This window comes from Ensifer sesbaniae (genome assembly GCF_013283665.1).
In the GTDB taxonomy this organism is placed as follows: domain Bacteria; phylum Pseudomonadota; class Alphaproteobacteria; order Rhizobiales; family Rhizobiaceae; genus Ensifer; species Ensifer sesbaniae.
This window is the reverse complement of sequence record NZ_JABEKU010000002.1, coordinates 1891531-1917009: the sequence shown is the minus strand read 5'-3', so window position 1 is coordinate 1917009 and position 25479 is coordinate 1891531. Positions and strand designations below refer to the sequence as shown.

28 protein-coding genes are annotated in these 25479 nt (G+C 59.5%); 5 read left to right on the top strand and 23 right to left on the bottom strand.

Annotated elements, in window-relative coordinates:
• Position 1 precedes the first annotated feature (1 nt).
• The 3 genes from BHMPCIPO_RS26665 to BHMPCIPO_RS26655 all read right to left on the bottom strand — a co-directional run bounded on the left by BHMPCIPO_RS26665 (position 2) and on the right by BHMPCIPO_RS26655 (position 3130).
• On the bottom strand, positions 2-883 hold the full coding sequence (locus BHMPCIPO_RS26665) for a carbohydrate ABC transporter permease (RefSeq protein WP_173520200.1): 882 nt from the start codon (positions 881-883) through the stop codon (positions 2-4).
• Between the two features lie 13 nt (positions 884-896).
• The gene (locus tag BHMPCIPO_RS26660) at positions 897-1778 is read right to left on the bottom strand and encodes a carbohydrate ABC transporter permease (protein ID WP_173519739.1); all 882 of its coding nucleotides are present in this window, start codon (positions 1776-1778) and stop codon (positions 897-899) included.
• Between the two features lie 98 nt (positions 1779-1876).
• Entirely contained in the window at positions 1877-3130 is a 1254-nt protein-coding gene (locus BHMPCIPO_RS26655) for an ABC transporter substrate-binding protein (protein ID WP_173519738.1), read from the bottom strand.
• Positions 3131-3420: 290 nt separating this feature from the next.
• On the opposite strand from BHMPCIPO_RS26655, the gene BHMPCIPO_RS26650 reads away from it, so the two are divergent.
• Positions 3421-4623, top strand: coding sequence for an ROK family transcriptional regulator (locus BHMPCIPO_RS26650; RefSeq protein ID WP_173519737.1), 1203 nt, complete (start codon positions 3421-3423; stop codon positions 4621-4623).
• A gap of 6 nt (positions 4624-4629) precedes the next feature.
• Here BHMPCIPO_RS26650 and BHMPCIPO_RS26645 read toward each other — a convergent pair whose 3' ends face one another.
• The 17 genes from BHMPCIPO_RS26645 to BHMPCIPO_RS26565 form a co-directional block, all read right to left on the bottom strand.
• Positions 4630-5289 (bottom strand): HAD-IA family hydrolase, encoded by a 660-nt coding sequence (locus BHMPCIPO_RS26645; protein WP_173519736.1) that lies wholly within the window; start codon positions 5287-5289, stop codon positions 4630-4632.
• Positions 5290-5330: 41 nt separating this feature from the next.
• Positions 5331-5765 carry an RbsD/FucU family protein gene (locus BHMPCIPO_RS26640; protein ID WP_173519735.1) on the bottom strand — a complete coding sequence of 145 codons (435 nt, stop codon included), beginning with the start codon at positions 5763-5765 and terminating at the stop codon, positions 5331-5333.
• Positions 5766-5847: 82 nt separating this feature from the next.
• Positions 5848-7005 (bottom strand): ROK family transcriptional regulator, encoded by a 1158-nt coding sequence (locus BHMPCIPO_RS26635; RefSeq protein WP_173519734.1) that lies wholly within the window; start codon positions 7003-7005, stop codon positions 5848-5850.
• Between the two features lie 140 nt (positions 7006-7145).
• On the bottom strand, positions 7146-7916 hold the full coding sequence (locus tag BHMPCIPO_RS26630; protein WP_173519733.1) for an SDR family NAD(P)-dependent oxidoreductase: 771 nt from the start codon (positions 7914-7916) through the stop codon (positions 7146-7148).
• A 32-nt stretch (positions 7917-7948) separates the two neighbouring features.
• Complete coding sequence (locus BHMPCIPO_RS26625; RefSeq protein WP_173519732.1) at positions 7949-8710, bottom strand: ATP-binding cassette domain-containing protein; 762 nt, start codon at positions 8708-8710, stop codon at positions 7949-7951.
• A complete protein-coding gene (locus BHMPCIPO_RS26620; protein WP_246304573.1) occupies positions 8707-9852 on the bottom strand; it encodes a sugar ABC transporter permease in 1146 nt (381 codons plus the stop codon). The genes BHMPCIPO_RS26625 and BHMPCIPO_RS26620 overlap by 4 nt, the downstream gene beginning before the upstream one ends.
• A gap of 117 nt (positions 9853-9969) precedes the next feature.
• Positions 9970-11013, bottom strand: a complete 1044-nt coding sequence (locus BHMPCIPO_RS26615) for a substrate-binding domain-containing protein (RefSeq protein ID WP_173519730.1) — start codon at positions 11011-11013, stop codon at positions 9970-9972.
• 812 nt (positions 11014-11825) lie between these two features.
• Positions 11826-12863, bottom strand: a complete 1038-nt coding sequence (locus BHMPCIPO_RS26610) for a Gfo/Idh/MocA family protein (RefSeq protein WP_173519729.1) — start codon at positions 12861-12863, stop codon at positions 11826-11828.
• Between the two features lie 7 nt (positions 12864-12870).
• The gene (aroQ, locus tag BHMPCIPO_RS26605) at positions 12871-13320 is read right to left on the bottom strand and encodes a type II 3-dehydroquinate dehydratase (RefSeq protein WP_173519728.1); all 450 of its coding nucleotides are present in this window, start codon (positions 13318-13320) and stop codon (positions 12871-12873) included.
• Between the two features lie 33 nt (positions 13321-13353).
• Positions 13354-13722, bottom strand: coding sequence for a 5-carboxymethyl-2-hydroxymuconate Delta-isomerase (locus tag BHMPCIPO_RS26600; RefSeq protein ID WP_173519727.1), 369 nt, complete (start codon positions 13720-13722; stop codon positions 13354-13356).
• Positions 13723-13736: 14 nt separating this feature from the next.
• Positions 13737-14597: a shikimate dehydrogenase gene (locus BHMPCIPO_RS26595; RefSeq protein WP_173519726.1), complete on the bottom strand. Its 861-nt coding sequence runs from the start codon at positions 14595-14597 to the stop codon at positions 13737-13739.
• 18 nt (positions 14598-14615) lie between these two features.
• On the bottom strand, positions 14616-15389 hold the full coding sequence (locus BHMPCIPO_RS26590; RefSeq protein WP_173519725.1) for an amino acid ABC transporter ATP-binding protein: 774 nt from the start codon (positions 15387-15389) through the stop codon (positions 14616-14618).
• A 7-nt stretch (positions 15390-15396) separates the two neighbouring features.
• Entirely contained in the window at positions 15397-16221 is an 825-nt protein-coding gene (locus BHMPCIPO_RS26585; RefSeq protein ID WP_173519724.1) for a transporter substrate-binding domain-containing protein, read from the bottom strand.
• 41 nt (positions 16222-16262) lie between these two features.
• Positions 16263-16913: an amino acid ABC transporter permease gene (locus tag BHMPCIPO_RS26580; protein WP_173519723.1), complete on the bottom strand. Its 651-nt coding sequence runs from the start codon at positions 16911-16913 to the stop codon at positions 16263-16265.
• Positions 16914-16922: 9 nt separating this feature from the next.
• Positions 16923-17591, bottom strand: coding sequence for an amino acid ABC transporter permease (locus tag BHMPCIPO_RS26575; protein ID WP_173519722.1), 669 nt, complete (start codon positions 17589-17591; stop codon positions 16923-16925).
• A gap of 45 nt (positions 17592-17636) precedes the next feature.
• Entirely contained in the window at positions 17637-18458 is an 822-nt protein-coding gene (locus BHMPCIPO_RS26570) for a sugar phosphate isomerase/epimerase family protein (protein WP_173519721.1), read from the bottom strand.
• A complete protein-coding gene (locus BHMPCIPO_RS26565) occupies positions 18458-19195 on the bottom strand; it encodes a GntR family transcriptional regulator (protein WP_173519720.1) in 738 nt (245 codons plus the stop codon). Before BHMPCIPO_RS26565 ends, BHMPCIPO_RS26570 begins: the two co-directional genes overlap by 1 nt.
• 252 nt (positions 19196-19447) lie before the next feature.
• Here BHMPCIPO_RS26565 and BHMPCIPO_RS26560 point away from each other — a divergent pair, with 252 nt between their 5' ends.
• Genes BHMPCIPO_RS26560 through BHMPCIPO_RS26545 form a run of 4 tightly spaced genes read left to right on the top strand, consistent with a single transcriptional unit; the run spans position 19448 to position 22618 of the window.
• Complete coding sequence (locus BHMPCIPO_RS26560; protein ID WP_173519719.1) at positions 19448-20341, top strand: intradiol ring-cleavage dioxygenase; 894 nt, start codon at positions 19448-19450, stop codon at positions 20339-20341.
• A 24-nt stretch (positions 20342-20365) separates the two neighbouring features.
• Positions 20366-21148, top strand: a complete 783-nt coding sequence (locus BHMPCIPO_RS26555) for a fumarylacetoacetate hydrolase family protein (protein ID WP_173519718.1) — start codon at positions 20366-20368, stop codon at positions 21146-21148.
• Between the two features lie 8 nt (positions 21149-21156).
• The gene (hpaI, locus tag BHMPCIPO_RS26550; protein WP_173519717.1) at positions 21157-21948 is read left to right on the top strand and encodes a 4-hydroxy-2-oxoheptanedioate aldolase; all 792 of its coding nucleotides are present in this window, start codon (positions 21157-21159) and stop codon (positions 21946-21948) included.
• On the top strand, positions 21935-22618 hold the full coding sequence (locus BHMPCIPO_RS26545) for a transporter substrate-binding domain-containing protein (RefSeq protein WP_173519716.1): 684 nt from the start codon (positions 21935-21937) through the stop codon (positions 22616-22618). Before hpaI ends, BHMPCIPO_RS26545 begins: the two co-directional genes overlap by 14 nt.
• Before the next feature lie 84 nt (positions 22619-22702).
• On the opposite strand, the gene BHMPCIPO_RS26540 is transcribed toward BHMPCIPO_RS26545, so the two are convergent.
• The 3 genes from BHMPCIPO_RS26540 to repA all read right to left on the bottom strand — a co-directional run bounded on the left by BHMPCIPO_RS26540 (position 22703) and on the right by repA (position 25337).
• Positions 22703-22888 (bottom strand): hypothetical protein, encoded by a 186-nt coding sequence (locus tag BHMPCIPO_RS26540; RefSeq protein WP_173519715.1) that lies wholly within the window; start codon positions 22886-22888, stop codon positions 22703-22705.
• A 113-nt stretch (positions 22889-23001) separates the two neighbouring features.
• Positions 23002-24078: a plasmid partitioning protein RepB gene (gene repB, locus BHMPCIPO_RS26535; protein ID WP_173519714.1), complete on the bottom strand. Its 1077-nt coding sequence runs from the start codon at positions 24076-24078 to the stop codon at positions 23002-23004.
• A 5-nt stretch (positions 24079-24083) separates the two neighbouring features.
• A complete protein-coding gene (gene repA / locus BHMPCIPO_RS26530; protein WP_173520199.1) occupies positions 24084-25337 on the bottom strand; it encodes a plasmid partitioning protein RepA in 1254 nt (417 codons plus the stop codon).
• Between the last annotated feature and the right edge of the window lie 142 nt (positions 25338-25479).

Sequence of the window (25479 nt, the reverse complement as noted above, 5' to 3'; positions counted from 1 at the left end):
GTTATCCTTTGACTGCGCCGGCCATCAGGCCGCGAAGGAAGTAGCGGCCGGCAGCCACATAGATGACGATGGTTGGCAGGGCCGCGATCATCGCGGCCGCCATGTCCTCGTTGTAAGCCTTGGTCCCGGTCGAGGTATTGACGAGATTGTTGACGGCGACGGTCACCGGCTGATTGGAGCCGGCGGCAAAGGAGACGCCAAAGAGGAAGTCGTTCCAAACGCCAGTAAACTGCCAGATGATCGACACCATGACGATTGGCCACGATATAGGCAGCAGGATGCGGAAGAAGATCGCCCAAAAGCCCGCGCCGTCGACCCGAGCCGCCTTGAAGATTTCGGCTGGCACCGTCACGAAATAGTTGCGGAAGAACATGGTGGTGAAGCAAACGCCATACACGACGTGCACCAGCACAAGTCCCGGAATGGTGCCCGCGAGACCGAGCATGCCGAGCAACCCGGCCATCGGGATCAGCACGATCTGAAACGGAATGAAGCAGCCGAACAGGATCAGTCCGAAGAGTATGTTGTCTCCTTGGAACCGCCGGGTGGAAAATACGTAGCCATTCAGCGCGCCGAGACCGACCGATATCAGCGTCGCCGGGACGGCAATCAGGAACGAGTTGCCGAAGTAGCCCTTAAGACCGCCGCAGGCGATACTGATACATGCCGAACTCCATACGGACGCCCATGCTTCGATCGTAGGGGCCTGCGGTACGGAAAGAAGGGTTCCGCTGCGGATTTCGTCCATGCTCTTCAGCGAAGTCATGACCATCGAGGCCAGCGGCGCGAGAAACAAAGCGGCGAGCACGACCAAGCAGCCATAGACGAAGATGCGGCCCAACATCTTAGTGGGGTTCAGCGATCGTGGGCGCATGAGGGCCATCGCAAAGTTGCTGTCAGGCACGGCGGTCATCGCGCAGCTCCGAATAGAGATAGGGGACAATGATGGCGGCAAGGCTCGTCAGCATGACGGTCGCACTGGCCGCGCCCACGCCAAGTTCGTTGCGGGTGAAGGTCATCGAGTACATGAATGTCGAGGGCAGTTCCGTCGACACACCTGGCCCGCCCTTGGTAAGAGCCACGACGAGGTCATAGCTCTTGATGGCAAGATGGGCTTCGATAACGAACGCGGTCAGGAAAACGGGCCTAAGAGCCGGAATGACAATGCGCGTGTATACCTTATGAACAGGGGCGCCGTCGACGCGCGCTGCGCGCAGGATCTCCGTATCGACCCCGCGAAGACCTGCCAGGAACAGCGCCATGACGAAGCCGGTGACCTGCCATACGCCCGCGATGACAATCGTGTAGATAGCCCAGTCCGGTTCCACCAGCCATTGGAAGGTGAATGACTGCCAGCCGAGGCTGCGCACCATGTGCTCCAGACCCAGACCCGGATTGAGAAGCCATTGCCAGATCACCCCGGTGACCACAAAAGACAGCGCCATCGGATAGAGGAAGATCGCGCGGAACACGCCTTCCAACCGAATTTTCTGGTCAATTAGGACGGCGATGTAGAGGCCGAGACAGGTTGCAACCACGACATAGAGGCCGCCGAAGATCGCCATGTTTTCAACCGCGGTGATCCAACGTGGATTGTCGAACAGCCGTTCGTATTGCCGCAAGCCGACAAAATCGAACTTGGCGAACATCTTCGATCCAGTGAAGGAAAGAAGCGCGGTATACGCGATGAAGCCGTAAACGCAGATCGCGATCGCCGCCAACGATGGCGATAGGACGAACGCCGGCAGCGCGGCCTGTATACGTTTGGAAAGAGTCATTGCTTTCTGCCCGATTTCAGCGGCACCAGCCGCCTGGGCGACTGGTGCCGCGCAAGAGTTGGTCGCGGCTGTGGTGCGGCCAACCCCTGGGAGGATCTCTATCTGGCGGCGTTGATCGCAGTCACAAGCGCCGCGGCAGCATCCTTGGACGACATGTCGGAGTTGAAGTGCTGCGTGACGACGTCAAACATGGCGCGCTGGATGCCTGCCGGCTCGGCATGGCCATGTGCGAGCGAACCCAGAAGTCTACCGGATGACACGGCGCTCTTGAGATCGCCCATGGATTTCTTCGCGCAGGCGTCGAACTTATCGCCGGAAACGTCCGTTCGAGCCGGGATCGAGCCCTTCACCAGATTGAACGCTTCCTGGAAGCTCGGCGACATGACACTCGCCGCGAGCTTATGCTGGGCCGCCAGCTTGCTGTCTCCCACCGGGAACATGGCAAAAAAGTCGGTGTTGAACAGGAACGAACCTTCTGTGCCGGGCGCTGTGACGCAGAGGATATCCACGCCCGGCGTGAGGTTGGCTTTGACGATCTCGCCCTTCGCCCAATCGCCCATGAGCTGCATGGCAGCCTCGCCCTTGAGCACCATCGCGGTGGCAAGGTTCCAATCCCTTCCGGAGAAGTTAGGATCGACATACCCGCGGATCTTGCGCATCTGGTCAAAGACCTTGACCATCGTGTCGGACTTCAGTGCGGCATCGTCCAATTCCAGGATGGCCTTCTTGTAGAACTCCGGACCACCGATCCCGAGAACGACGTCGTCGAAGACCGTCGTGTCCTGCCACGGCTGCCCTCCGTGGGCGAGGGGAACGATGCCCTTTTCCTTGAGCTTGTCCGCGACCGCGTTGAATTCGTCCCAAGTCTTGGGTGGCTCCAGGCCGTTGTCCTTGAAGACCTTCGCGTTGATCCAGAGCCAGTTCGGGCGATGGATGTTCACCGGCACGGCCTGCCACTTGCCATCGTGCACGGCGAAGTTCTTGATCGCGTCAGGGACGACCGTGCCCCACCCTTCTTGATCGGCGACAGAAGTCAGATCGCCGAGGAGCCCCTCCTCCGACCATTCGTTGACCGCCATGCCGAGCAACTGCGCCGCGGTCGGTGGATTGCCGGAAGTCACCCGCGCCTTCAGGGCCGTGTTGGCCGCCTCGCCGCCGCCACCCGCGACTGGCATGTCCTGCCAGCCGACACCTTGCTTCTGAAGGTCATCCTTCAAGACGCCGACGGCGGCGGCTTCGCCGCCCGAGGTCCACCAGTGCAACACCTCGACGCTGTCCTGCGCGAGGGCGAAGCCGGACACCGAAGCGCTGAGCGCCGCGGCGATGGCCAGTGATGCGAAGGTCGATTTCATTTAGTTCCTCCCCTGGGCGGCCCCATGCCGCCTCTGCAAACAGACGGCTTCTCCTCTTCCGTTTGTTTGGATTGAAAACAAACATATTGACGCGAGCGTGTCAACTTGCTTCGATAGGCGGCGAACAAAAAAGTGAACAGAAAGACGCCGCGGCGGCGAGGCGGTCACAATTTTAGAAACCGCATAATCGGCGACAGCCGCGCCTGAAACGACTATATGCTTTCGCTCGAAAGGGGATCCCGCGCGGATTCGCTACCGGCCTTGCGGGCCCAACCTAGTCGGAGCACTTCATGTCCATGCCCAGCGCCGTCAGGCACATCAACGAAGTCAGGGTGCTCGATGTCGTCTTTCGGCAAGGCAAGGTCAGCCGCGCCAACATCGCCCGTGAACTTGGACTTACGCGGTCGACCGCCAGCAGCATTGTGGCGAGCCTCACCGAAGAAGGATTGCTTGTCGAAGACAATTCGGAAGACGACAAGAGCGCGGGCACCGGACGCCCCGGCACGTTCGTTCGTCTCAACTCCAACTACGGAGTTTTCATTGGCGCAGACATAGGCGTCGGTCGTCTTACGGTCGTCGCGCTCGACATGGAGGCGCGGGTCGTCGCTCAGTCGCAATCGAACTTCGATCTGGCTGACGCCGACCCCGAACGCATCATTCAGCAATTGGTGAAGACCGTAAAATCGCTCACCAAGAGCCTTTCGCAGACACATACGGTCCGAGGGCTGTGCCTGACGGCGCCCGGCGTCATTGATCGGACCGGAACGATCCTACGCGCTCCGATCCTTGGGTGGCGCCAGGAACCGATCCTGGACAAACTCGAGAAAGTGCTTCCCGAAGATCTGCCGCTTGCCGCGGAAAACGATGCCAATGCCTTCGCAATGGCGGAGATGTACCGCTCGAAGGACGAGAGCACCGATACCGAAATTTACATCTTTCTCGACGCCGGCGTCGGCGGCGCGATCGTCAACTCCGGACAATTGTTGCATGGGCAGGACGGTTATGCCGGAGAGCTTGGTCATATCATCCTTGGAGATGAAGGCTTCGTTGAGCTCGCGACCATTTCCGGATCCTTCGAGAGCTTCATAGGCCGTGAGGCGGTGCTCGCCCGCTATCGCTTTCATGGAGGATCGGCCGGCAACATCGATGAGTTCGCCAGCGCTGCCCGGCGACAAGAGCGTGCAGCTCTGTCGACGCTGACTGATTGGTCCTTTTACCTTGGCAGGGGTGTCGCCACCCTGACAAGCATCTTCAACCCGGCACGAATTGTGCTCGGTGGCCCCGTCGCGATGCTCTACGACCTGTGCCGGGACCAGGTCATGGCCAATGTTCGCCAGAATCTGCTGGACGAGCACCCGATCCCGGAGATCCGCCTGTCCAAGCTGGGCCCGGAAGGGCCCGCGATCGGAGGAGCCTCGATGCTGCACAAACGAATGCTTTCGGTCGATGAAGAGTTGATCTATCGACGTAACCGCCCTCCGGCGGGGCGCTGAGAACGGCTAGATGCGGGTCAAGCCGAGGCCCCCGCGAAGGATTTCGGGCCGGACGTGCTGATAGTTCGCAATTTGCTTGTGGGCGCCCTCAAAGTCGTGCTTGTGGGTCTCAGTCACAACCATGACTGTGCAACCGGCTGAAACTGCGGCGGCGATTCCGGCCTCCGCGTCCTCGAAAGCCAGACAGCGCGCAGGGTTCACGGCCAGCCGCTCGGCCGCGAGGATGAAACAATCCGGCGCCGGCTTTCCCCTCTGGACGTCCTCAGCCGTCACCAGGATGGTCGGCGCCGGCAATCCCGCCGCCTCCAGCCTTGTTCTTGCCAGGACCAATGGCGCCGATGTCACGACGGCCCACTTGCGCGGAGGCAGACTGTTGAGGAAGAGCGGCGCCCCCGGAACGGGTACCACCCCTTCGACCTCGGCGATTTCGGCCCGCGTGATGGCCGACGCCTCGGCCTCTGCGTCGACGTGAGGCAGCCCGAGAGACGCAATCGTTTCCGACGCCCTCCTCCCATGAATGGTTGGAAGATAGATGTCAGGATCAAGTCCGAACTTTCCGAACCAGGCCCCCCACACACGCTCCGCGGCGGCAATCGAATTGAGGATGGTGCCATCCATGTCGAACAGGAAGGCTTCGAAGGTATCGTCGAAAAAATGGTCGGACATGTATCAACGTTCGGATCAGGTTTTCTTCAGGCCATTGCTCCTCACTCGGGAGCGATGACTCCCTTGCGCAGAATGACCCCGCCATAGAAGCGTCGCTCCCCGGTGACGACGACCGTGTGGGCCGCCCGCACGCGATCCTTGAAGTTATCCGGCTCGACCGCGGTCAACTCGATCGTCTTTCCTTCGCTCTTTTCGAGAACGGCAGCGTAGTCCTTGAACACCGGTAGGATTTTTGCCGGGTCGTTTTCCGCGATCATGCGCCAGGCCACATGCTGCTCCTGCTCTTCGAGAGGAAACACTCCCATGATGGCTTCGAGGACGCGTGGGCCATCGACGCCATCGAGGCGGATGAGGCGGTCGTCTCCCCCGTCGCATGGAAAGTTGGCGTCGACGATCGCGATGTCATGGCGATGTCCCATTGCCCTCAGGGCGCAGAGCAGTTCGGGCGACAGAATGGGATCGATGTGCTTCAGCATTGGTTCTTCCTCCTCAGGGTTTATTTGCTTTTGCTTTATACAAATACAAATATGCTGTCAAACAACTTTGTACGTCGGTCATCTAAATTGCAGGAAGTTCGGGAAGGTCGAAAAGGCTTTCGCGCAAAAGCGCGGCCGCCCCGATGGCCGCACCGTCACCACCGAACTTCGCAACGGAAATCGGAGGTACTTCGAAGCCATGAACGAGATTTTCGGCCACCAATGCCTCCACTCTCGACGCGACCCTGGGATAGAGCACCGCAAGTGGACCGCCTAGGACGATCGTCTTGGGATCAAGAATGTGGATGAGGTTGAGAAAGCCAGTTGCAAGGGCCGACGCCCATTCGTCCAAGGCCTTGTCGAACTCCGGCGAGCTCCCAAGCGTCGCCAGACGCGCCAACCCTTCCGGAATCGGAGTTCCATGGTCGATAAAAGGCAAGAACTTCTGGTAGCCGGCGAGGATTTCGAAGGTGTGAGTTGCCGCCATCTGTGGCCGCGCGCCCATCACCATGTGCCCCACCTCCCCACCAAGCCCGTGCGCACCTTCAATGACACGGCCCTGTCGTAAGTGCGCACTGCCAATCCCCTGGGCAAGCAGCAATAGGAGCGCATCGCTCAAATCGCCCTCCCCGGCATCCGTGGCCACCGCGCTCGCGAGCGCGACAGCGTCATTGCAGATGTGGATCTTCTGCAAGGGCTGCATGGCTTCGGCCATTGCCGTGACAACATCGACGTCCCGCCAATTAAGCCATGGCGCCGAGATGATTTTTCCCTCCCGGACGATGCCGGGCACGGAGATGCAAACTCCCCTTACTCGCGAGGACCGCACCTTGGAAACTTCGATGAGTTCTTTCGGCAACGTGGCAAGAAGCTCGATCACCTGGCGGGGATCTTGGTAGCGATCCGCGATGGACACAATCCTTTTGGCCACGACACGCATCGAGAAGTCGACGAGAACCGCGTTGATCTCAGCCGAGGATATGTCCAGCCCGATGAAATATGCGCCCGTCGGATTGAGGGATACGAGAGCGCCCGGGCGCCCCGCACCGCTTACCTCTGCGCTCTCGTTGAGATCGATGACGAGCTTTTCGGCGAGGAGTTGCTTGATCGAATTGCCTACTGTAGCGCGCGTCACGTTCAACTCACGTGCAATGTCCGCGCGCGATAGTGACACGTCCCTGCGCAACACGCGCAGGCAACGGACCGCATTCATGTGTCGTAGCACACTGTTCGTCGTCAACATTCCTCCCAGGGACACCATATGTCAGTCAGGAGCTATCGTAGGATGTCGGCAGCGCATTCGAATCGCTGGCGACGACATATCTTGACGAACTATCAGATGCCCGAACGCAAGCAAAGGTTACCCTCCATGTGACGGACTCAAGCCACTGACCATCCACCGTCGACAAGCAGATTTGCACCGGTCACCATCGAGGCCGCTGGCGAGGCAAGATAGATCACTGCCCCAACAACGTCGTCGGTATCACCGATGCGGCCAAGTGGAATATGGCCCACCGTCCGACTGTAAAAATCCGGATCTGCAAGCACTGGCCGCGTCGAGTCCGTCCAAATAAAGGTCGGCGCGACCGTATTGACGGTGATCCTGTACTGGGCCCATTCGGCCGCGAGGCAACGGCTGAGGTGATTGATAGCGGCCTTGCTCATGCAATAGATCGCCTCACCGCGCAGCGTCACTGTACCCGCTTGCGAACTTATGTTCACGATCCGTCCGCTTTTCTTTTCGATCATATGGCGTGCGACGGCCTGGGTAACGAGGAAGGTGCCCTTGATGTTGACGTTCAGGATCTGGTCGATATCCTTCTCTTCAACAAGCTCCGCCAGATTGCCAGGCGCCACGCCAACATTATTCACGAGGATATCGATCGTCCCGAAGGTCGCCAACGCGGTGTCGACCGCTTGTGCGATCTGGCGGTTGTCGGAGATATCCATCGGGACCGCGAGGACGCGGCGGCCCGTGCTTTCCAGTTCCGCCACGAGATCCGCGACCGCCTCGACGTTACGCACGCCAATGATCACGTCGGCCCCGGCGGCTGCACACGCGAGCGCACAGGCTCGTCCGATGCCACGCGCGGCGCCAGTAACGAGCGCGACCTTGCCATCGAGACTGAAATTTGGAGCTTTGACTGTCATTTCGGAATTCCACTCGCTTCAATTGTCGCTGATTATGCGGTAGCGGCTGCGAACCTGGCTGGCTTGCGGCCGAGGATGATCATTTCGAGGGCATCGTCCTGCGTCAGTTCCTTCGTTGGGTAGGAGCCGACGAGCCGCCCGGACTTCATGACCGTAATCCGATCGGAGAGCTGGAAAACATCATGCATGTCGTGGCTTATCAGGAAAATCCCGAGTCCCTGCCGCTTCAGCTCTTGAATGAGCAGGCCGACATTCTTCGTCTCCTCGGGCCCCAATGCCGCGGTAGGTTCATCCATGATCAGAATGCGGGCATTGAAATGCAAGGCTCGCGCGATCGCAACCGCCTGTCGCTGTCCGCCCGACATCGAGCGGACGGAAGCGTTGAGCGATGGGATTCTCAAGCGCATGCGCTCGATCGTCTGCCGCGCGCCATGTTCCATCGCTTCCGTGTCGAGAAAGCCGAAGCGATCGGTCTGCTCGCGCCCAAGGAAGAGGTTGGAGACGGCGTCAAGGTTGTCGGCGAGCGCAAGCGTCTGATGAATCGTCTCGATCCCCAGTTCCTGAGCGTCATGCGGTGAGCGGATGTCGACCGACTTTCCGTCGATCAGGATTTGTCCGCTGTCCGCCGGGAAGACGCCCGAGAGCATCTTGATGAAGGTGGACTTTCCCGCGCCGTTGTGACCAAGCAAGGCCACGACCTCGCCCGGCATGAGTGAAACGCTAACATTCTCGACGGCGTGAACGCCTCCAAATGCCTTGTTGACGTTACGGGCCTCAAGCAAAGGGGTCGTCATGATGGCCTCCTTTCGCGCCACATCGTATCGATCCAGACAGCGACGACGAGGACGCCTGCAAGGACCATGCTTTGGGTGGGGCTTGGAATGCCAAGGAGGACCATGGCGCTTTGCAGACTCTGCATGATGAGAGCGCCGACGCATCCCCCAAGGATCGTCCCGGCGCCGCCGGCAAGCGAAGTTCCGCCGATGACGGCCGCGGCGATCACGTAAAGTTCCATCATCGTGCCTGCGCCGCTCGCCGCCGCATTGAGCCGCGCGGTCAGAACTATGGATGCAAGGCCCGAAAGCAGCCCCATCAGAGCGAATACCTTGAGGACCACGCGCTGGGTGTTGATGCCGGTTAGACGCGCACTTTGTGGGTCACCACCGACGGCAAACACGTGTCGTCCGAACCTGTGTCGTTTGGCGACAAGCGTCATCGCCGCCGTCACTGCGATGAGGATCAGGACGGGGAACGCCATCCCCATCGGTTCATCCGTGCCTGGCTTGTTGTAGCTGTTCACGATCGCGACGAAACCGAATGCGCAGGCACACCAGGCTGCAGCGGAGAAGTAATCAGATGCCTGAAGAGGCTTCTGGATTCCGAGCCGTCTCTTGCGCCGGTGTTTGCGCACCAGGCTTCCCACGACTATTCCTGCGACCACGAAGGCAAAGAGCCAACTCAACGGACCGCCGAGGACGCCATTCTGACCGCCCCCCAGAATTTGAAAAATCTCACTCAGGGGCGCGATGGTCGTCCCGTCGTTCAGTTCATAGGCCGCGTTCCGCAGAAAGAGCAGCCCTCCGAGCGTTACGACAAAGGAGGGTATCCGCGCGTAGGCCACCAGGGCGCCCTGAATAAGGCCGATGAACACGCCTCCGCCCAGTATCACCAGGCTGGCGATCCACCATGCATGGACGCTATCGGGGAGCCATACGCTTTGAACGAGGCCACCGAGAACGCCAAGAAAGCCAACTTGAGAACCGACCGACAGATCGATATGGCGGGTCACGATCACCAGGATCATGCCGGACGCCATGATGGCGACGACCGACACCTGAAGCGACAGATTGAACAGGTTGCGCGGCGACAGAAAAACTCCGCCGGTGAGAATGTTGGCACAAAGCCAGATCAAGGCGAGCACGCCGACCATCGCCATCAGGCGTGTGTCGGCGTGCCCTCCCCCGATCGCACGTAGCAAGCGGGGGAGGACCTTACTTGAACTGGACACGGGCTGGGACACCGTTGTCATTGCAAAACTCCTGGATGTCGCGGCCTATTCGCACGCCTTCGGCGGATTTTCGGCCACGCCGTTGCACAGCGCATCCTTCGAAATCCAGCCGGACTGCACGACGAGGTCGAGGTTGTCTCGCGTGATGGCGATCGGATCGAGGATAATGGCGGGTTGCGATGCTCCGGAGTCGGTAGTGCCCGGCGACACGCCGGTGACCGTGTCGATCTTGGCGCCCTTGATGATCTCGACAGCCGCCTTCGCTGCCACGGTTCCCAGCGCATTGGCGTCTTTCCACACGGTCATGGTTTGCTGCCCCTTGGCGATCCGGTTCAGCACGTTCTTGTCGCCGTCCTGTCCGGAGATGGCGACCTTTCCGAGAAGATTTTGACTTGCCAGCGCTGCGGCGACGCCGTTGGCGATGCTGTCGTTCATGGCGAGGACGGCGTCGACCTTGTTGTCGTTGGCAGTCAGCACCTGTTCCATGAGAGCCTGCGCGACGTCGGGCTTCCACTGCTCCACGTTCTGCTGTGCGACGAACTTGACGTCACCCTTGTCGACCGCACCTTGGACGGCCTGCATCTGGCCACTCTTGAAGACCTGCATGATCGTCTGCGCCGGATCACCATCCATGGCGACCCAGTTTCCCTTTGGCACGGCCTTGAGGAGCGCTTCGCCCATCACCCGGCCGACGGCGACGTTATCGAAGCTGGTGTAGAGCACGTCGCCCGTGTCGATTGGGGCGTCGTACGCTATGACGGTGATGTTTTCGCGTTTCGCCGACTCGATGACGGGGATAATCGCCTTCGCGTCCTGAGCGACGATAATCAGCACCTTCACGCCGCGGGCGATGAGACTTTCTATGTCGGCAGCCTGCTTCTGCGGGTCACCCTGCGCGTCGATCCCGACGTATTCTACCTCCGCCGCGTCGAAGACCGACTTCATCGCGGCTTCGTCGATCTTCCAGCGTTCGTCCTGAAAATAGCGCCAACTGACACCTACTGCATCCCGGGCAACGGCCGAGGACGCGCCAGTGATGAGTGCCAACGTGGCAACGCTAGCAGCAAGGATTCTCGAAAACTTCGACATTAGGCTCCTCCCTCTGAACGAGATTTGCGTGCGGCATCCCTACCGCACGTGTCAGCGCGACCTCCCGTCGCGCTATTTGTATTTGTTTAAAGCAGATACATATTAGAGTCAACAAGCCTTTTTTAGAGTCAACTCACGAGTGCTGAAAAGCCATCTTCGGCTTCGAGCTGGGCGCCTTACAGCCCGCAACACGGGGGCGCCCAATCGGAAACCTTTCTGCTCAACGGTCAGTTGTCCCTGCCCGCCAGAGGCCTATCTTCGCCTATTAAACGGATCCCGTATTTAGGGCCTGATATTGCCCTGCAGCCTAGAGTCACCCGACAGTTATGGCCAATCCCCTGAATGACGTCGGCTGCCCGCCGCACACCGGTTAACCGGTCGCAATTATCATTGGGGAGAAATGCAAACGACGATGTTTGACCGGGGCCTGCTGCCGATTTCGTCCCGATGATACATTATGCGATCTTTTTGGCCCAGAACGTGAAGATCCTCGCAACAATCCGTGCACGGGGCTCGTGAAGAACGGCTCACTTCGACTTCTTGCGGACATCCGGCTCCAAGTACCGAATGACAAAAAGGCACGGCAGGGCGGATGTTGATTTCTGCCTTACGTCGGCCTCAAGCAGTCACCCAGAAATTCGATGAAGCGTTGCGTCGTTGCCGAAGCAGGCGCGTATCGATGGCAGCGAAGACAGAGCGGCGACGATTTCATCCGCCAGAAGCGCGATGCCTAAGGTCGGTGTTGAGCCGGCGTTCTCATCATCGGATGCAAGGAGACGCGAAGAGCGAGCAGGCGGTTACATTACTCGGCGTCAGTTCAACTCGATACGCTCTCCCGTTGCCGCCGAGCGTTTTACCGCATCGACTACCCTCAAGGTCTCGAGCCCCTCACGCCCGCTGACAAGCGGCGGTTCGTCTCTGCGGATCACCTTGCAGAATTGCCTGATCTGCAGAACGAGCGGGTCCTCGTCGTCGACCTCGATACGCGTTTGGTCGAATGGTTCCCACCAACTCCGTTTACCAGGGTTGCGCCAGACCTCGAGCGACGGAACAGCCAGCGACCCGTGCGTTCCTCCGATCATGTAACAGGATTGCCCGGTTTTGGGGTAAGCCGGATTCTCTCCGCTTGTCATCTCCCAGCTCCACGGTGCGACCACCGCGTCCGAGACTGTCGCAGTTCCCAAAACTCCATTCTTGAACTCGATCAGGATCACAGCCGTTTCCTCAACTGCGTTGCCGCGCACCGCGCTGGACTCGCGTGCCTGAACCGCTGCCACGTCGCCGAAAAGGTAGCGCAGATTATCGACATCGTGGATGAGATTGAGGAAAACGGGCCCGCCACCGCGCTCACGACGCCACGAGATGTCGAAGTAATCGTCGGGCTTGAATAGCCAGAACATCGCATTGACGACAAGAACGCGGCCGAGCTTCCCGCTTTCGATGATTTCTTTTGCCTTCTGAGTCACCGGATTGTGTCGGCGGTGATGGCCGGTCAAAAGAGGAACACCTTTTGCCTCAGCCGCTGCGATCAGCTTTTCCCCGGATATAATGTCGTCGGCGATAGGCTTCTCGATGAGTGCGGGAATGCCGGCTTCAACGGCTTCTAACCCGTTCTGAACGTGAGCCGGGTTTGGCGTAGCCACGATGATCCCATCAGGTCGGTCTGCGGCAATCATGTCCGCAAAGCTTGCAAACCACTTCACGCCGGCTTCCTTGGCAATGGTCTCGCCAACCGGCGTGGGATCGACCACGGCACTGAGTTGCGCCGAGGGCTCGGTCAGGACGTGCTGAATATGGCGCTTACCGATGAGGCCTGCGCCAAGTACGGCCAGCTTAACCCGTTGGGTCATGATCACCTCAGCCCTTGCTCGCGGCCTTGATCATTGTCGCCGCGCGCCGGATGCCAAGCTGGTATCCTTCCGTTCCAAGGCCGCAGATCACGCCGTCCGCGCGGTGCGAAACGAACGAATGGTGTCGGAAGGTTTCGCGCTTGTGCACATTGGAGATGTGGATCTCGATCACAGGCCCTTCAAATGTGTTCAGAGCGTCGAGGATGGCGAGTGAGGTATGGGTGAAGGCTGCCGGATTGATGACGATACCCGCACCGTCCTCGCGCGCCTCATGAATCCAATCGATGATCTCGTATTCCCGGTTGCTCTGATGAAAGCGGATTTCATGGCCGAGTTCGGCTGCCAGCTTGCGACAGTCCGCCTCCACGTCTGCGAGCGTTTCGTGCCCGTAGATGTGCGGCTGGCGTTTGCCAAGCAGGTTGAGGTTTGGTCCATTGAGAACGTATATCAGGCTCATAGTATAGTGTCCTTCTTGAGCACGTTTTTCTGGTCAGACGAACGCGATTGCTTGAACAGCAAAATCAGGGTCCGACTCGTAGAGATCTGCGCGCAAGCCGAGCCTTCCCGCTTCGAGAGCAGGCGAGGCGATCGCCCGCGCGGCCTCGAGAACGGCAGTAAGAAGCTTCTGCTTGGTCTCTGCAGTACGACCCGGTGCCACCCTCAGGATGATTTGGATGAAATGGTTATCGACATGCTCATCGCCCACGCAGGAGTATGTCGCCTCCCGCGCAAGCGTGCGCACGGCGGACGGTTTCACAAGACCGCCATCGCGAACGCAGCGATGCACGGTCTGCGTCAGCCGGTCCATGGCTACATGCTCGCCTGCGCCCCGGCTATAATCGATGATGATATGCGGCATTTGGGATCTCCCCATCAAACCGACAGGCGGCACAAGTCCGTAAAGTGACGGGACATGCGCTCTGCGTCGGGTGTTATCCCGGTGAACAGCTCGAAAGCCGCTGCTGCCTGATAGACGGTCATGCCGCCGCCACGAAGGGTCCGGCAGCCTTTTCTTTCGGCGAGAGCAAGGAGCTCTGTGACGAGCGGCATATAGACGATGTCGGCGACCCAATGCCGTGGCAGAAGCCATTCCGGGTCGATCGGCAAACCAGGATGGCTTTTCATACCCGTCGGCGTCGCGTGGATAAGCCCATCGGCGGAACGCAGGGCGCCGCCGACATCCGTCGTGGCACGAGCGCAATCCCTTGAGAACCGATTGTTCAACTGCCCAGCCAAGGTTTCTGCCCGTTTCGAATCCTGGTCAAAGACCGATAATTTCTCAATACCGAGCTTGATTGCGGCATGCGCCACGGCGACACCGGCGCCGCCGGCGCCGAGCAGGACGGCATGCGCCTTCGCGACGTCAGAAAGGCCGTGCTGGAAATTCTCGTAGAAACCATACCAATCAGTGTTGTGGCCGATCCTCTCGCCGCCCCGAAACACCACGGTGTTGACCGCACCGAGCATCTCTGCATCCTCGGAAAGGCGATTGAGGTGGGCGATCACCGTCTGCTTGCAAGGATGTGTAATGTTGCTCCCGGCAAAACCGCGCCGCTCTTCCTCGTCGAGGAGGTCCGGCAGCGCCGAGGCGGGAAGGCCTCGTTCGGCGAAGTCAAGAAGTTCGTAATGGTAATCGAGGCCCTGGTGTCGAGCCTCCGTTTCGTGCAACGCCGGGGACTTTGACATTTGGATGTCGGCACCGATCAGTCCTACGAGGAATTTCTTGTCGCGCATTGGCATCGCTTTCGAACGTCAGTGGTGAGCCAGGATTTCGCCGAGAAAGGTTTTCGTGCGTTGGTGCTTGGGCGACTTGAAGAAGACTTCCGGTTCGGCCTCTTCGACGATCTCTCCGGAGGCCATGAAGATGACGCGATCAGCGACCTGGCGGGCAAACCCCATTTCGTGCGTGACACAGATCATCGTCATGCCGTCACGGGCGAGCCCGATCATGGTGTCGAGCACCTCCTTCACCATTTCAGGATCGAGGGCAGAGGTCGGTTCGTCGAACAGCATGACCTTCGGCTCCATGCAGAGCGCGCGAGCGATGGCAACGCGTTGCTGTTGTCCGCCGGATAGCTGCGCAGGATACTTTTCCGCCTGGTCAAGGATTCGAACCCGCTCGAGATATTTTCGAGCCAGTCGCTCTGCGTCAGTGTGGCTTGTGCCTCGAACACGCATCGGGGCGAGTGTACAGTTCTGAAGTACGGTCATGTGGGGGAAGAGATTGAAGCTCTGGAAGACCATTCCCACTTCGCGACGTATCGCATCGATGGATTTGGTGCTTCCGTCCAGTACCTGACCCTCGACGACGATCTTGCCTTCCTCGATCGTTTCGAGGGCATTGATGCAGCGGATTAACGTTGATTTCCCGGAGCCTGACGGCCCGCAGAGGACGATTTTTTCGCCTTTGCGGACCGACAGACTGATGGATTTCAAGGCATGGAAAGCGCCGTACCACTTCTGCACGTCCTCAAGGGAAATCAGCGTCGGTTGATCGTTTGCGGTATTGAGCACGGAACCCTCCATTTGGGCTTTAATTGACGGTGAACGGGATGTTCGGGATGGATTCCGGGAACTGCGGCAGATCGATCGCCATCCACTTCTTCGTGATGGCGGCCAGGTCACCATTGGCCTTGATCTTGTCGATGAAGGCGTTGACGGCTTCGTTCCAGTCCTTCTCGCCGAGACGGGTCCCGACGCCGTTGTAGGTCGTCAGAAAGTTAATCTTGCGCTCATAGGTGCCAGCACTCGCCCCATCCAGACGCTGACCATAGAACTGGTTGCCGCCAACCGCCTTTACCTGTCCGGAGATGAGAGCCTGGATGGTTGCGGCGTCGTCATCAAAGCGGCGGACCGTTGCGGTGGATCCGACGGCGTCCGTTACTGCCTTATCCTGCGAACTGGACTTCGGAACGCCGATCTCCCATCCCGCAATGTCTTCAGGTTTCGAAACCGTGTCGGACTTCGCGGCATAAAGCGAAATCGTGTTGGCGGCGTAGGGCTTGCTGTATTGAATTGATTTCGCGCGCTCTTCCGTCATCGCCATCGTTGCGAACAAGATGTCGACTTTGCCGGTCGTAAGCGCCGGAATTCGGTTGGCAACGGCGAGCGGCTGGAATTGAACCTTCACGCCTAATTCCTTGGCAAAAAGGTTGGCGACGTCAGCGTCGAAGCCGTCCTGCACGCCGCTTGTGTTGACGAACCCCCATGGCGCATTGTCGCCCTGGATGCCGACCACAAGCGTGCCCTTTGCCTTGATTTCCTCCACACTTGCCGCAGAGGCGGTGGCAGCGCCAACGGTTGCGAAGGCAACGGTTGCCAGTGCAAGTCCGAGAAAACTCCTACGATTGTTATGCATGCTTATTCTCCTCCTCAAGAGTTTTGCTTCGAGCGAAGCGGTTAGCGGGCAGCTTTCGCCATCCGTTTTTCGAGGCCACTTCCGGCATGGGAGAGCGGCCAGCAAATGATGAAGTAGATTGCGCCGACGATCCCGAAGACGAGCAGCGGGCGATAGGTCTGGTTTGATATGATCTGGCCGGCGCGAGTCAGTTCAATGAAGCCGACAATTGCTGCCAGCGACGTGCCCTTGATGAGCTGGACAAGGAAGCCGATCGTGGCCGGCATCGAGATTTTCAGGGCCTGCGGCAGGATGACGTCTTTCATCCGCGAAACATAATGCAGGCCGAGGGCGTTGGCCGCTTCCGTCTGGCCCTTCGGCACAGCCTCGATCGAGCCGCGCCAGATCTCTCCCAGGAAGGCGCTGGCATGAAGCGTGAAGGCGATTGCGACCGCGATCCACGCGTTGACCTCGATGCCCAACAGCGCAACGCCGTAATAGACAACGAAGAGCTGCATCAGAAGGGGCGTGCCCTGGAAGACGCCGATAAAGCCTGCGGTGATCCTCCGGGCGACTTTCGTCTTCGAGGTGCGCAACAGCGCGATCAGGATTCCGAATATCCCCCCGCCGATAAAGCCCACGATCGCGAGCAGCACGGTCCACTTCAAACCCTGCATCAAAAAGAAGAATTCATTTTCGCCGATGGGACCCATGATTGCCTCCTATCGCGTCGGGTAGTTGAAGTATTGGCGAGAAATGAGGGCAAAGAGGCCCATCATCAGGCTCGAGATAACCAGGTAGATAGCGGTCACCGTGAAATAGACTTCGAAGCTGCGGAAGGTGTCAGACTCGATGCGCTGAGCGGCCGAGGTCAGTTCGTAGGCGGCGATCGACGTGCAGACAGACGTTGTCAGTGTCAGCATGATGAACTGGCTTGTGAGCGAGGGATAAATCGCCCGCAGCGCCGGCTTGAGCACGATGAGCCGGAAGACGTCCGCCTTGTGCAGACCAAGTGCGAAACCTGCCTCGATCTGGCCGCGCGACACGCTCTCGACCCCGCCTCGAATGATCTCGATTGCGTACGCCCCACCATTGATGCCGAGGGCAATAATCGCCGTAACGGTCGGATTGAGGCGAATGCCCATGAGAGGAAGGGCAAAATATATGAAGAAGATCTGCACGAGGAATGGCGTATTACGCACGACCTCAACGAAGATGATCACGAGAGTGCGCGTGATCTCACTCTTGGAAGTCCTTGCAACAACGCCCAGGATTCCGATGACGAGCGCGAGGAACATCCCAGCCAACGCAAGGCCAAGCGTTCCAAGCGAACCCCATAGCAATTCCGGGGCGCGGTCGAGGACCGCACCGAAATCGAACGTATAGGACATGTAAGGCTTCCTCCCTCCGACCGGTCACGCCGGGTCGGCGCCGGATCAATGATCCGATTTCAAAATCCCTAGTGCGCTGTCGTGCAGATGTTTTAGATGTGCCTCCGGGTCCGCCGGCCCGACGAGCGGCACTTCAACCGAGATAGCAGCACCGGCTTCGGTTGCCGCCCAGAGGTCTTTCAACGGCAATTCGCCTTCTCCAGGAGCGAGCCTGCCGCTTCTCGCCTCGGCGATCATTGCTTCCGATGTTTTGGGCGCAGGCCCGCGGACGTCGCAAAGCTGGACGTGTTTCACCCTCCCTGCATTCGCGCGAAGCTCGTCGATCGAGGCGCCGTTTCGGAAGAAGTGAATCCCGTCAACGAGGGCACCGGCGTTCTCTGCTCCACAGGAATTCACGACCGCTACGCTGTCGTGAAAGGTTCTTACCGTCCGCCAGCCCATGTTTTCGATGTCGACTGACAGGCCATATCGCGCCGCGAGGGCGCAAAACTCAAAAAAGTTCGTGGCAAGACGGCCGCCGTCTCGATCATCGCCGCAAACACTCAGCCGGCGCGCCCCGATGTTCGCAGCGGCTGCCACAGTCGCCTCGTGGGAGGCCGCAACGAAGTTCTCGTCGATCACGAAGAACTCGATATCGAACACCTTGATGCCTTCGCCATTGGCAATTGTCTTGAACTCCTCGGCACTATGGCTGCCCACCGGCAACTCGTAGAAAGGGGCTCCGGGAAAGGCAGGGTGCAGGCGCAGACCTATCGACGCAAAACCCGCCCGAGCAGCCGTCACGGCGAATTGCTTGGGCGGCAGCGCGATGGATGAAAAATGCGCCACGCCCAGTTCGAGGCTCGGCCCTGGCGTCGCGACGACCATCACAAGATCCCCTTTGTCGCGAGGTGATTGCGCAGATTGGTTCCCGTGCGGTGGATATGCTGACGCAACATATCGCACGAATAGTCCAGATCCCGCGCGACGGCTCCCTGAGCAATCTCACTGTGCTCCTGGCTGACGTTGCGGTCACCCGACGTGCGGGTCAGAAACACCCGACGATAACGATCGTTGAGATTAAGAAGCAATCTGCAGAAATGGAGCAGGATCGGCTTCCCGCAGCCAGCTATGAGTGTCAGATGAAATTCGCGGTGAAGCTCTTCCCAGCGCTCCAGTGTCTCTGGCCGATCCGCGTCACGCTCGGTGCGGTTTAGGCGATGCAGCGCGCGCATGACGTTGCCCTCCCACTCCACATCGCCGAGCCGCATGGACTCGCGAAGCGCAAAGACTTCAAACTCTTCGCGCAGGGTGGTGACTTCTTCCAGATTGGCTAGGGAAATTGATGAAACGCGGTAGCCGCGATTGTCCTCGAACTCCACTAGGCCGTCCGATATCAGCCGCGCCAACCCTTCACGCAGCGGACTGAGGCTCACGTTGAACGTCTTGCGCGCCTTGTCGAGATTAATCTTGCTGCCGGCCTGAAGCTCGCCGGAGATGATCGCCTCGCGAAGTCGGGATGCAAGCTGGCTCCCAATTGTGTTTTTGCCGTCGTCGAGAAAGCCAGAAGACGATGGAGCATCTTCTGTCGTCGGAGCAAGAGCGCCGTCATCATTCGGTACCATCGTTCCTTCCAAGGCTCCCTTAACTAATTGTCGATGATCGATACAATAAACGATTATTGATGTCAACTTGCGCGCGCTAAATTCTGCAAAAAGCAAAACCTCAGCCTCCCTTGTGCGATTATTATGTAATTAAATCAAAGCACTTCACATCACTGTCTTTCTTCTCTCGGCTTATTGCTGTCGAACGAATGTCCCGCAGACTTGACAGATAATCGATTATTCTGGTAGTCGGAGAAATCGGGAGGTAGCCATATGGTGATCAAAACTGAAAGCGATCTGACGCCAGCCGTCCTCGCTGTGATGAATCGCACTGAAGAACCCCGCCTGCGGGAAATCCTCGTGGCGATGGTCACGCATCTTCATGCCTTCGTGCGCGAGGTTCGACTGACGGAGGTCGAGTTTCGGGAGGCGACAGCCATACTGAATGAGATCGGGAAGCTGCATACTGACCACCACAACGAGTTTGTGCTGATGGCCGGTTCTCTTGGCGTGTCTTCACTTGTTTGCCTGTTGAACAATGGCGACAGGGGACAGACTGAGACCTCCCAGTCGCTGTTGGGCCCATTCTGGCGCCTCAACTCTCCGCGAGTCGAAAATGGCGGGTCGATCATCCGATCCGAGACGCCGGGCACGCCCTTGTTCGTGCATGCCAGAGTCGTTGACCGCGACGGCAAGCCAATTGCCGGCGCCGAAGTGGATGTGTGGCATGCATCTCCCGTCGGTCTTTATGAAAACCAGGACCCGGACCAGGCCGAGATGAACTTGCGCGGCAAATTCACGACCGACGAGCAAGGTCGGTTCTGGTTCAGGACCGTCAAGATGGTCGGGTATCCGATACCGGTCGATGGCGTGGTCGGACGCCTGCTCAAAGCTCAGGGACGACATCCGTACCGACCAGCGCACCTGCACGCACTGATCTTCAAGCATGGATACAAGACGCTGATTTCCCAGGTCTTCGACCCTAGCGACCCGAACATCGACTCCGATGTTCAGTTCGGGGTCACGGCAGCGCTGACCGGCGACTTCATTCGTCATGAGGAGCCCCATCCGACCGAAGCAGATATTCCCGGTCCGTGGTTCTCGCTCGACTACACCTATGTCATGGAACCCGGCGAAGCCGTTTTGCCGCGTCCCCCAATCAAATAAATCACGATCAGCCGAGCAAACGATATGATTACCGAAGAAGAACGCCGGGCCGCGGCAGACGCGCTGCTCAAAGCTGAAATCGAGCGCAAGCCGATCATACAGCCTAGCGAGACCTACCCGAACCTCGAACTCGAGGACGCCTACCGGATCCAGGCCTTGTGGGCGGAGGCGAGGGTAGCCAAGGGCGCACGGATCGTCGGGCATAAGATTGGCCTGACGTCACGCGCAATGCAGATGGCTTCGAAGATGACGGAGCCGGACTACGGCTGCATTCTTGACGATGCGCTTTACAACGACGGAGCGCAGATCAGGGCTGACTTTTTTATCAAGCCGCGCCTCGAGGTTGAGCTGGCCTTTGTTATGGGTGAGGATCTCGTCGGGCCCGGCACCAAGATCTATGACGTCATGCGTGCGACCGAGTTCGTTGTCCCGGCGCTCGAGATTATCGACTACCGGACCGAAGTCCCTCGAGCGATCACCGATACCATTGCCGACAACGCGGCTTTCGGCGCCCTCGTCGTTGGCGGCCGTATAATTCGCCCGATGGACATTGATATCCGTTGGGTCGGAGCAACTCTTTCCAAGAACGGCATTATCGAGGAGTCGGGCGTGTCGGCGGCGATCATGGGACATCCGGCAGCCGGCATCGCGTGGCTGGTCAACAAACTTCATGCTGTGGGCGGTGGCCTGAAGAAGGGACAAATAGTCCTGGCCGGCTCCTTCACGCGTCCTGTCGACATCGCGAAGGGTGATGTCATTCAAGCCGACTATGGCCCTGTCGGCTCCATCGGCGTGTCGTTCGTGTGAGGTGCCAGATGGAACATCCTGTCAATCGGTTCAAGCGGAAGCTCCTTGCTGGTCAAAGTCAGATCGGGCTGTGGTGTGGCCTGCCGGGAAACTATGCCGCGGAAATCGTCGCGCCTTCAGGTTTCGACTGGCTCTTGTTCGACACGGAACATTCTCCAGGTGACGTTCTGACCGTCCTGCCACAATTGCAAGCGGTCGCACCATACGACGTTTCCCCAGTTGTCCGCCCGGCCATCAACGACACCGTTCTCATCAAACGTTTCCTGGATATTGGTGTTCAGACACTGCTCATTCCCTACGTTCAAAACGCGTTAGAGGCGAAAGCCGCAGTCGCGGCGGTGCGATATCCTCCGGATGGAATTCGTGGTGTTTCTGCCCTGACGCGCGCCACTCGTTTCGGCCGAGTTGCGAACTATGCGCAAAATGCGGAACGGGAAATTTGCCTGTTGCTGCAAGTTGAGACGCGGGAAGCACTCGGCAACCTCGAGTCGATTGCCTCGGTAGAGGGCGTGGATGGGGTATTCCTAGGACCGGCAGACCTGGCAGCGAGTTTCGGACACAGGGGCCAACCGAGCCACCCGGAAGTGGTCGATGCAATTGTCGACGCGATTGAACGCCTGAAAGCGTTGGGCATGCCTGCGGGCATTCTTACCCCGGATGAGAAGTTCGCGGCACGGTGCATCTCACTGGGAACACTATTTACTGCCGTTGGTGTCGATGTCGCTGTCCTGGCAAGGGGATCGGAAGCACTCGCGGCACGATTTGCATCGCAAGGAGCGTACCGCGATGCCGGAACGTGACGAACTCCTCACTGAAATCGCACCGATGGGAGTCATCAGAGCGGCGGTCAACATGTCGAATGCCGCACTTGTCCAACACGATCCAGTGACAGGCGATCTAACAGGGCCGAGCGCGCAGATCGCAATCGCACTTGCGGCAGAACTCGACTGCGGTTTGTCGCTGGTTCAATACGGATCGGCCGCTGACATTCTTGCGGCTGCCGAAGGCAACGAGTGGGACGTTGCGTTCATTGCTTCCGATCCGTCACGTGCCGACAGGTTCTCCTTCTCGCCCCCCTATACCACGGTGACCGCCAGCTTTCTGGTGTCAGACAGTAGCCCGCTAGGTAGCGTGGAGCATGTTGATGTCGAAGGGATGCGCATTGCCGCCGCCAGAACCGCTGCCTATACAAAGCAGCTTGAGCGACAGGTTAGAAATGCAATTGTCCTCCATACTGAAAATCCCGCCTCCGCTTTGGACATGCTTGTATCCTCCCGGTGCGATGCGGCGGCGGGCTTGACCGAGTCCCTGTCACGTTTCTGCGAAGAGAATTCAGGTTTCCGCGTTGTTGAGGGGACATTCTCGAAAGTGCCGCAGGCGATCGCTGTGCATCGGAGGTGCGTTCACGCTTCAACCTTCCTGTCGGAATTCATCCAACAGCATTGCAGTGCGGGTAAGCCGAACAACTGAAGCGGTTGGCGGGACACGGGAGGGAACCGTGCAGAGGGGACGCGACACGTCAAGTCCCAAATAGTTATGGAATCCTGTTCCCTCTCAAGCGTTCCCACTCGGAGGTTCATGCTTCGTTGAGCCTTGGCGTACGATGTCGAGCAACTCTTGTTCCGGAAGGTTGGCGGTGGCCGTGCGCTGGATCATGGGCGCGTGCTTCGTGGTGCTGGCGCGGCGCCGGATGGCGGCAAGAATGGCGACGGCCGCTTGGAATGGCTGGCGGATCGCCATGTCATCACTCGCCTACCATCCTCAAGTATCCCCGATGATTAGACGGGGATCGCGATGGTTTAAGCTGAAATTGGTTGCGGGGCACGACTGCGACCCTAAGCGAGGTCCCGCCGTCAGCCTTCGCGCTCGGATGCAAAGGCGGCATGGTGTTTGGCGAGGAGCGCGGCCACCTCGTCGATGAAAGCCGGATCGACGTCCGACGCAAATTCGATTCGGGCGTTCTTGCCGTCGCGCTTGAGCTTGGCGAAGACCCTTCCGCCGGCGTCGACCAGCGTCTCCGGCTTCACCGTTTCCGACTTCGGCTTGCGCGACAGCCGGGTGAAGAGAATCTGGAAGCGATGATCGCTTTCGGCTTCGAGGAAGCGGCGTGAGCGGCTTTCCTCCTGCGCGACCTGCACCGCAGCCTCGTCTTCGAGCAGCGCGCCAAACGCCATCCAGCGCTCGCGGCCGACCTTGGGCGCCGGGCCGATGGCGCGCGCGATCACCGGCGGCACGCCTTCGGCCACCTGGATCAGACGCGATAGCTCGCTCTTCTGCACGGCAAGCGCCTCGCCGATCACCTTGCGGTCAAAGCCGCGGTCGGCGAGCGCGGAAGCAAACATCGCCCGCTCGATGAAGGAGAGATTGCGCCGCTCGGCGTTCTCCTTGCCCTGGGCGAGCACCAGTTCGTCGTCGGTCAGCGGCCGGACAATCGCCTTGACCTTGATGCCGAGGCTACGGACGGCGTTGAGGCGCCGGTGGCCATAGGCCGTCTGGTAGCGCCCCTGCTTCTCCGGATGCGGTCGCACCAGGATCGGCGATTGCTGGCCGCTGTCGCGAATGCTGTCGGCGAGCGCCAGGAAATCCGGATCATCGGTCTCACCGTCGGTCAGCCGGTCCTCGATGAAGGAGGCATCGATCAGGTCCGGATCGAGTTCGACCACGCGCTCGCCCTGGTGCAAGGCTTCACGGAGCGCGCGCGCCTCTTCCGCTTCGCGGGTGATGGTGCCGAGTGAAAGGCCCATGGCCTTGATCGCGCCAGAGGCTGCCCGCGGCACTTCGGCGAGCGGCGCCTTGGCCGCCAATGGCTTGGCTGGCTGCGCGTTCGTTACAGCGGCGGGCTGCGTTTCGTCAGCCGGTGCGGCCGGGACCGATGCCGGCACGTTGCCGGAGAAAAGGGCGCGCAGTTCGTTCTTGCGGTTACCAGCCATGTCGATCAGCGCCCCCATGCCGCATGAATGAGTGCTTCTATCTCGCCGTTGACGGCGTTCAGCGATTCGACCGCGCGGTCGTAGGTGGCGCGCGTGAAATTCTCGCGCCCCACCTCGTATAGCGTCTGTTTCGTCAGGCCCGCATCGGAGACCGCGGTGGATTTCACCATGGCCGATGTCAAAACACGGTCGCCGAAGAGCGAGCGCATGAAGCCGACAATCTGCGCCTGCGGCCCGTCATTCGGTTCGAAGCGGGTGACGAGATAACGCAGGAAATCGAAATTCAGCTCGCCGCCGGCCTCACGCACGACGCTGAGGAGATCCGACGTCATATAGAGGAACTGGTTCATCGAGGCGACGTCGAGCATCTGCGGATGCACGGTGACGATGACGGATGTCGAAGCGCAGAGCGCCGAGAGCGTCAAGTAGCCGAGTTGCGGCGGGCAGTCGATGATGACGACGTCGTAGTCGTCGGCGACGCTGGCGAGTGCGGTCTGCACGCGGGCGAAGAACAGCGGGCCGGCGTCGCTGCCATTGTGGCGGGCGCTCAGTGCCTGCGGCGTCGTGTGCTCGAATTCCTGAAGTTCGAGGTTGCCGGGCACGAGGTCGAGACCATCGAAATAGGTCTTGCGAATGATGTCCTTCAGTGGCCGCGCTTCGGCGTCGTAGCGGATCGCGCCGTAGAGCGTGTCGTTGCCGGTGAGGTCGAGCTCCGGTTGGTAGCCGAAAAGCGCCGACAACGACGCCTGCGGGTCGAGATCGACGGCCAGCACCCTATGGCCGGTCATGGCCAGATATTGGGCGATATGCACCGACGAGGTGGTCTTGCCGGATCCGCCCTTGAAGTTGGTGACCGAGATGACCTGAAGATGCTCGCCCGCCTCCGCATCGCGCCATTTCAGGTAGCTGCGGGCCTTGGCGGCATTACCCTTGGCCAGCGCCTGTTCGGCCAGATGACGGCGCAGCGCATTGATGTCGGTGAGCGAATAGGAACGGCGACCACCGAGCCCCGTGTCCGGCTGTGGCCCTTCTCCGGCAAGCGAGAGCTGGCGCAGATAGCCGTCGGAGACGCCGATCAGCTTGGCCGCCTCGCCGGAGGTGAAGCTTCGTAGCGTCTTCATCGCGGTCGGCGGGAAAAGCCGCTCACGCATTGCCTTCAGCTGTTCGGAAAGGGCGCGCGCATCCGCGGCGATCGCTTCGTCTGCCGGACGGCGCGCCTGGGAGTGATCCGCGTCCTGCCTTGCCTGGGTTGCCGTCATATTCATTCCGCCATACTCCTTGCATGCACCTGACGGCCCGACGCGGCCGGAGAGCATTAACAGAGATTCCATTCAAATACGGCCATTCAGCACTTATTCGAAAAAGTCCGTAACAGACATGCCCGAGCCTATGATTCGCGTC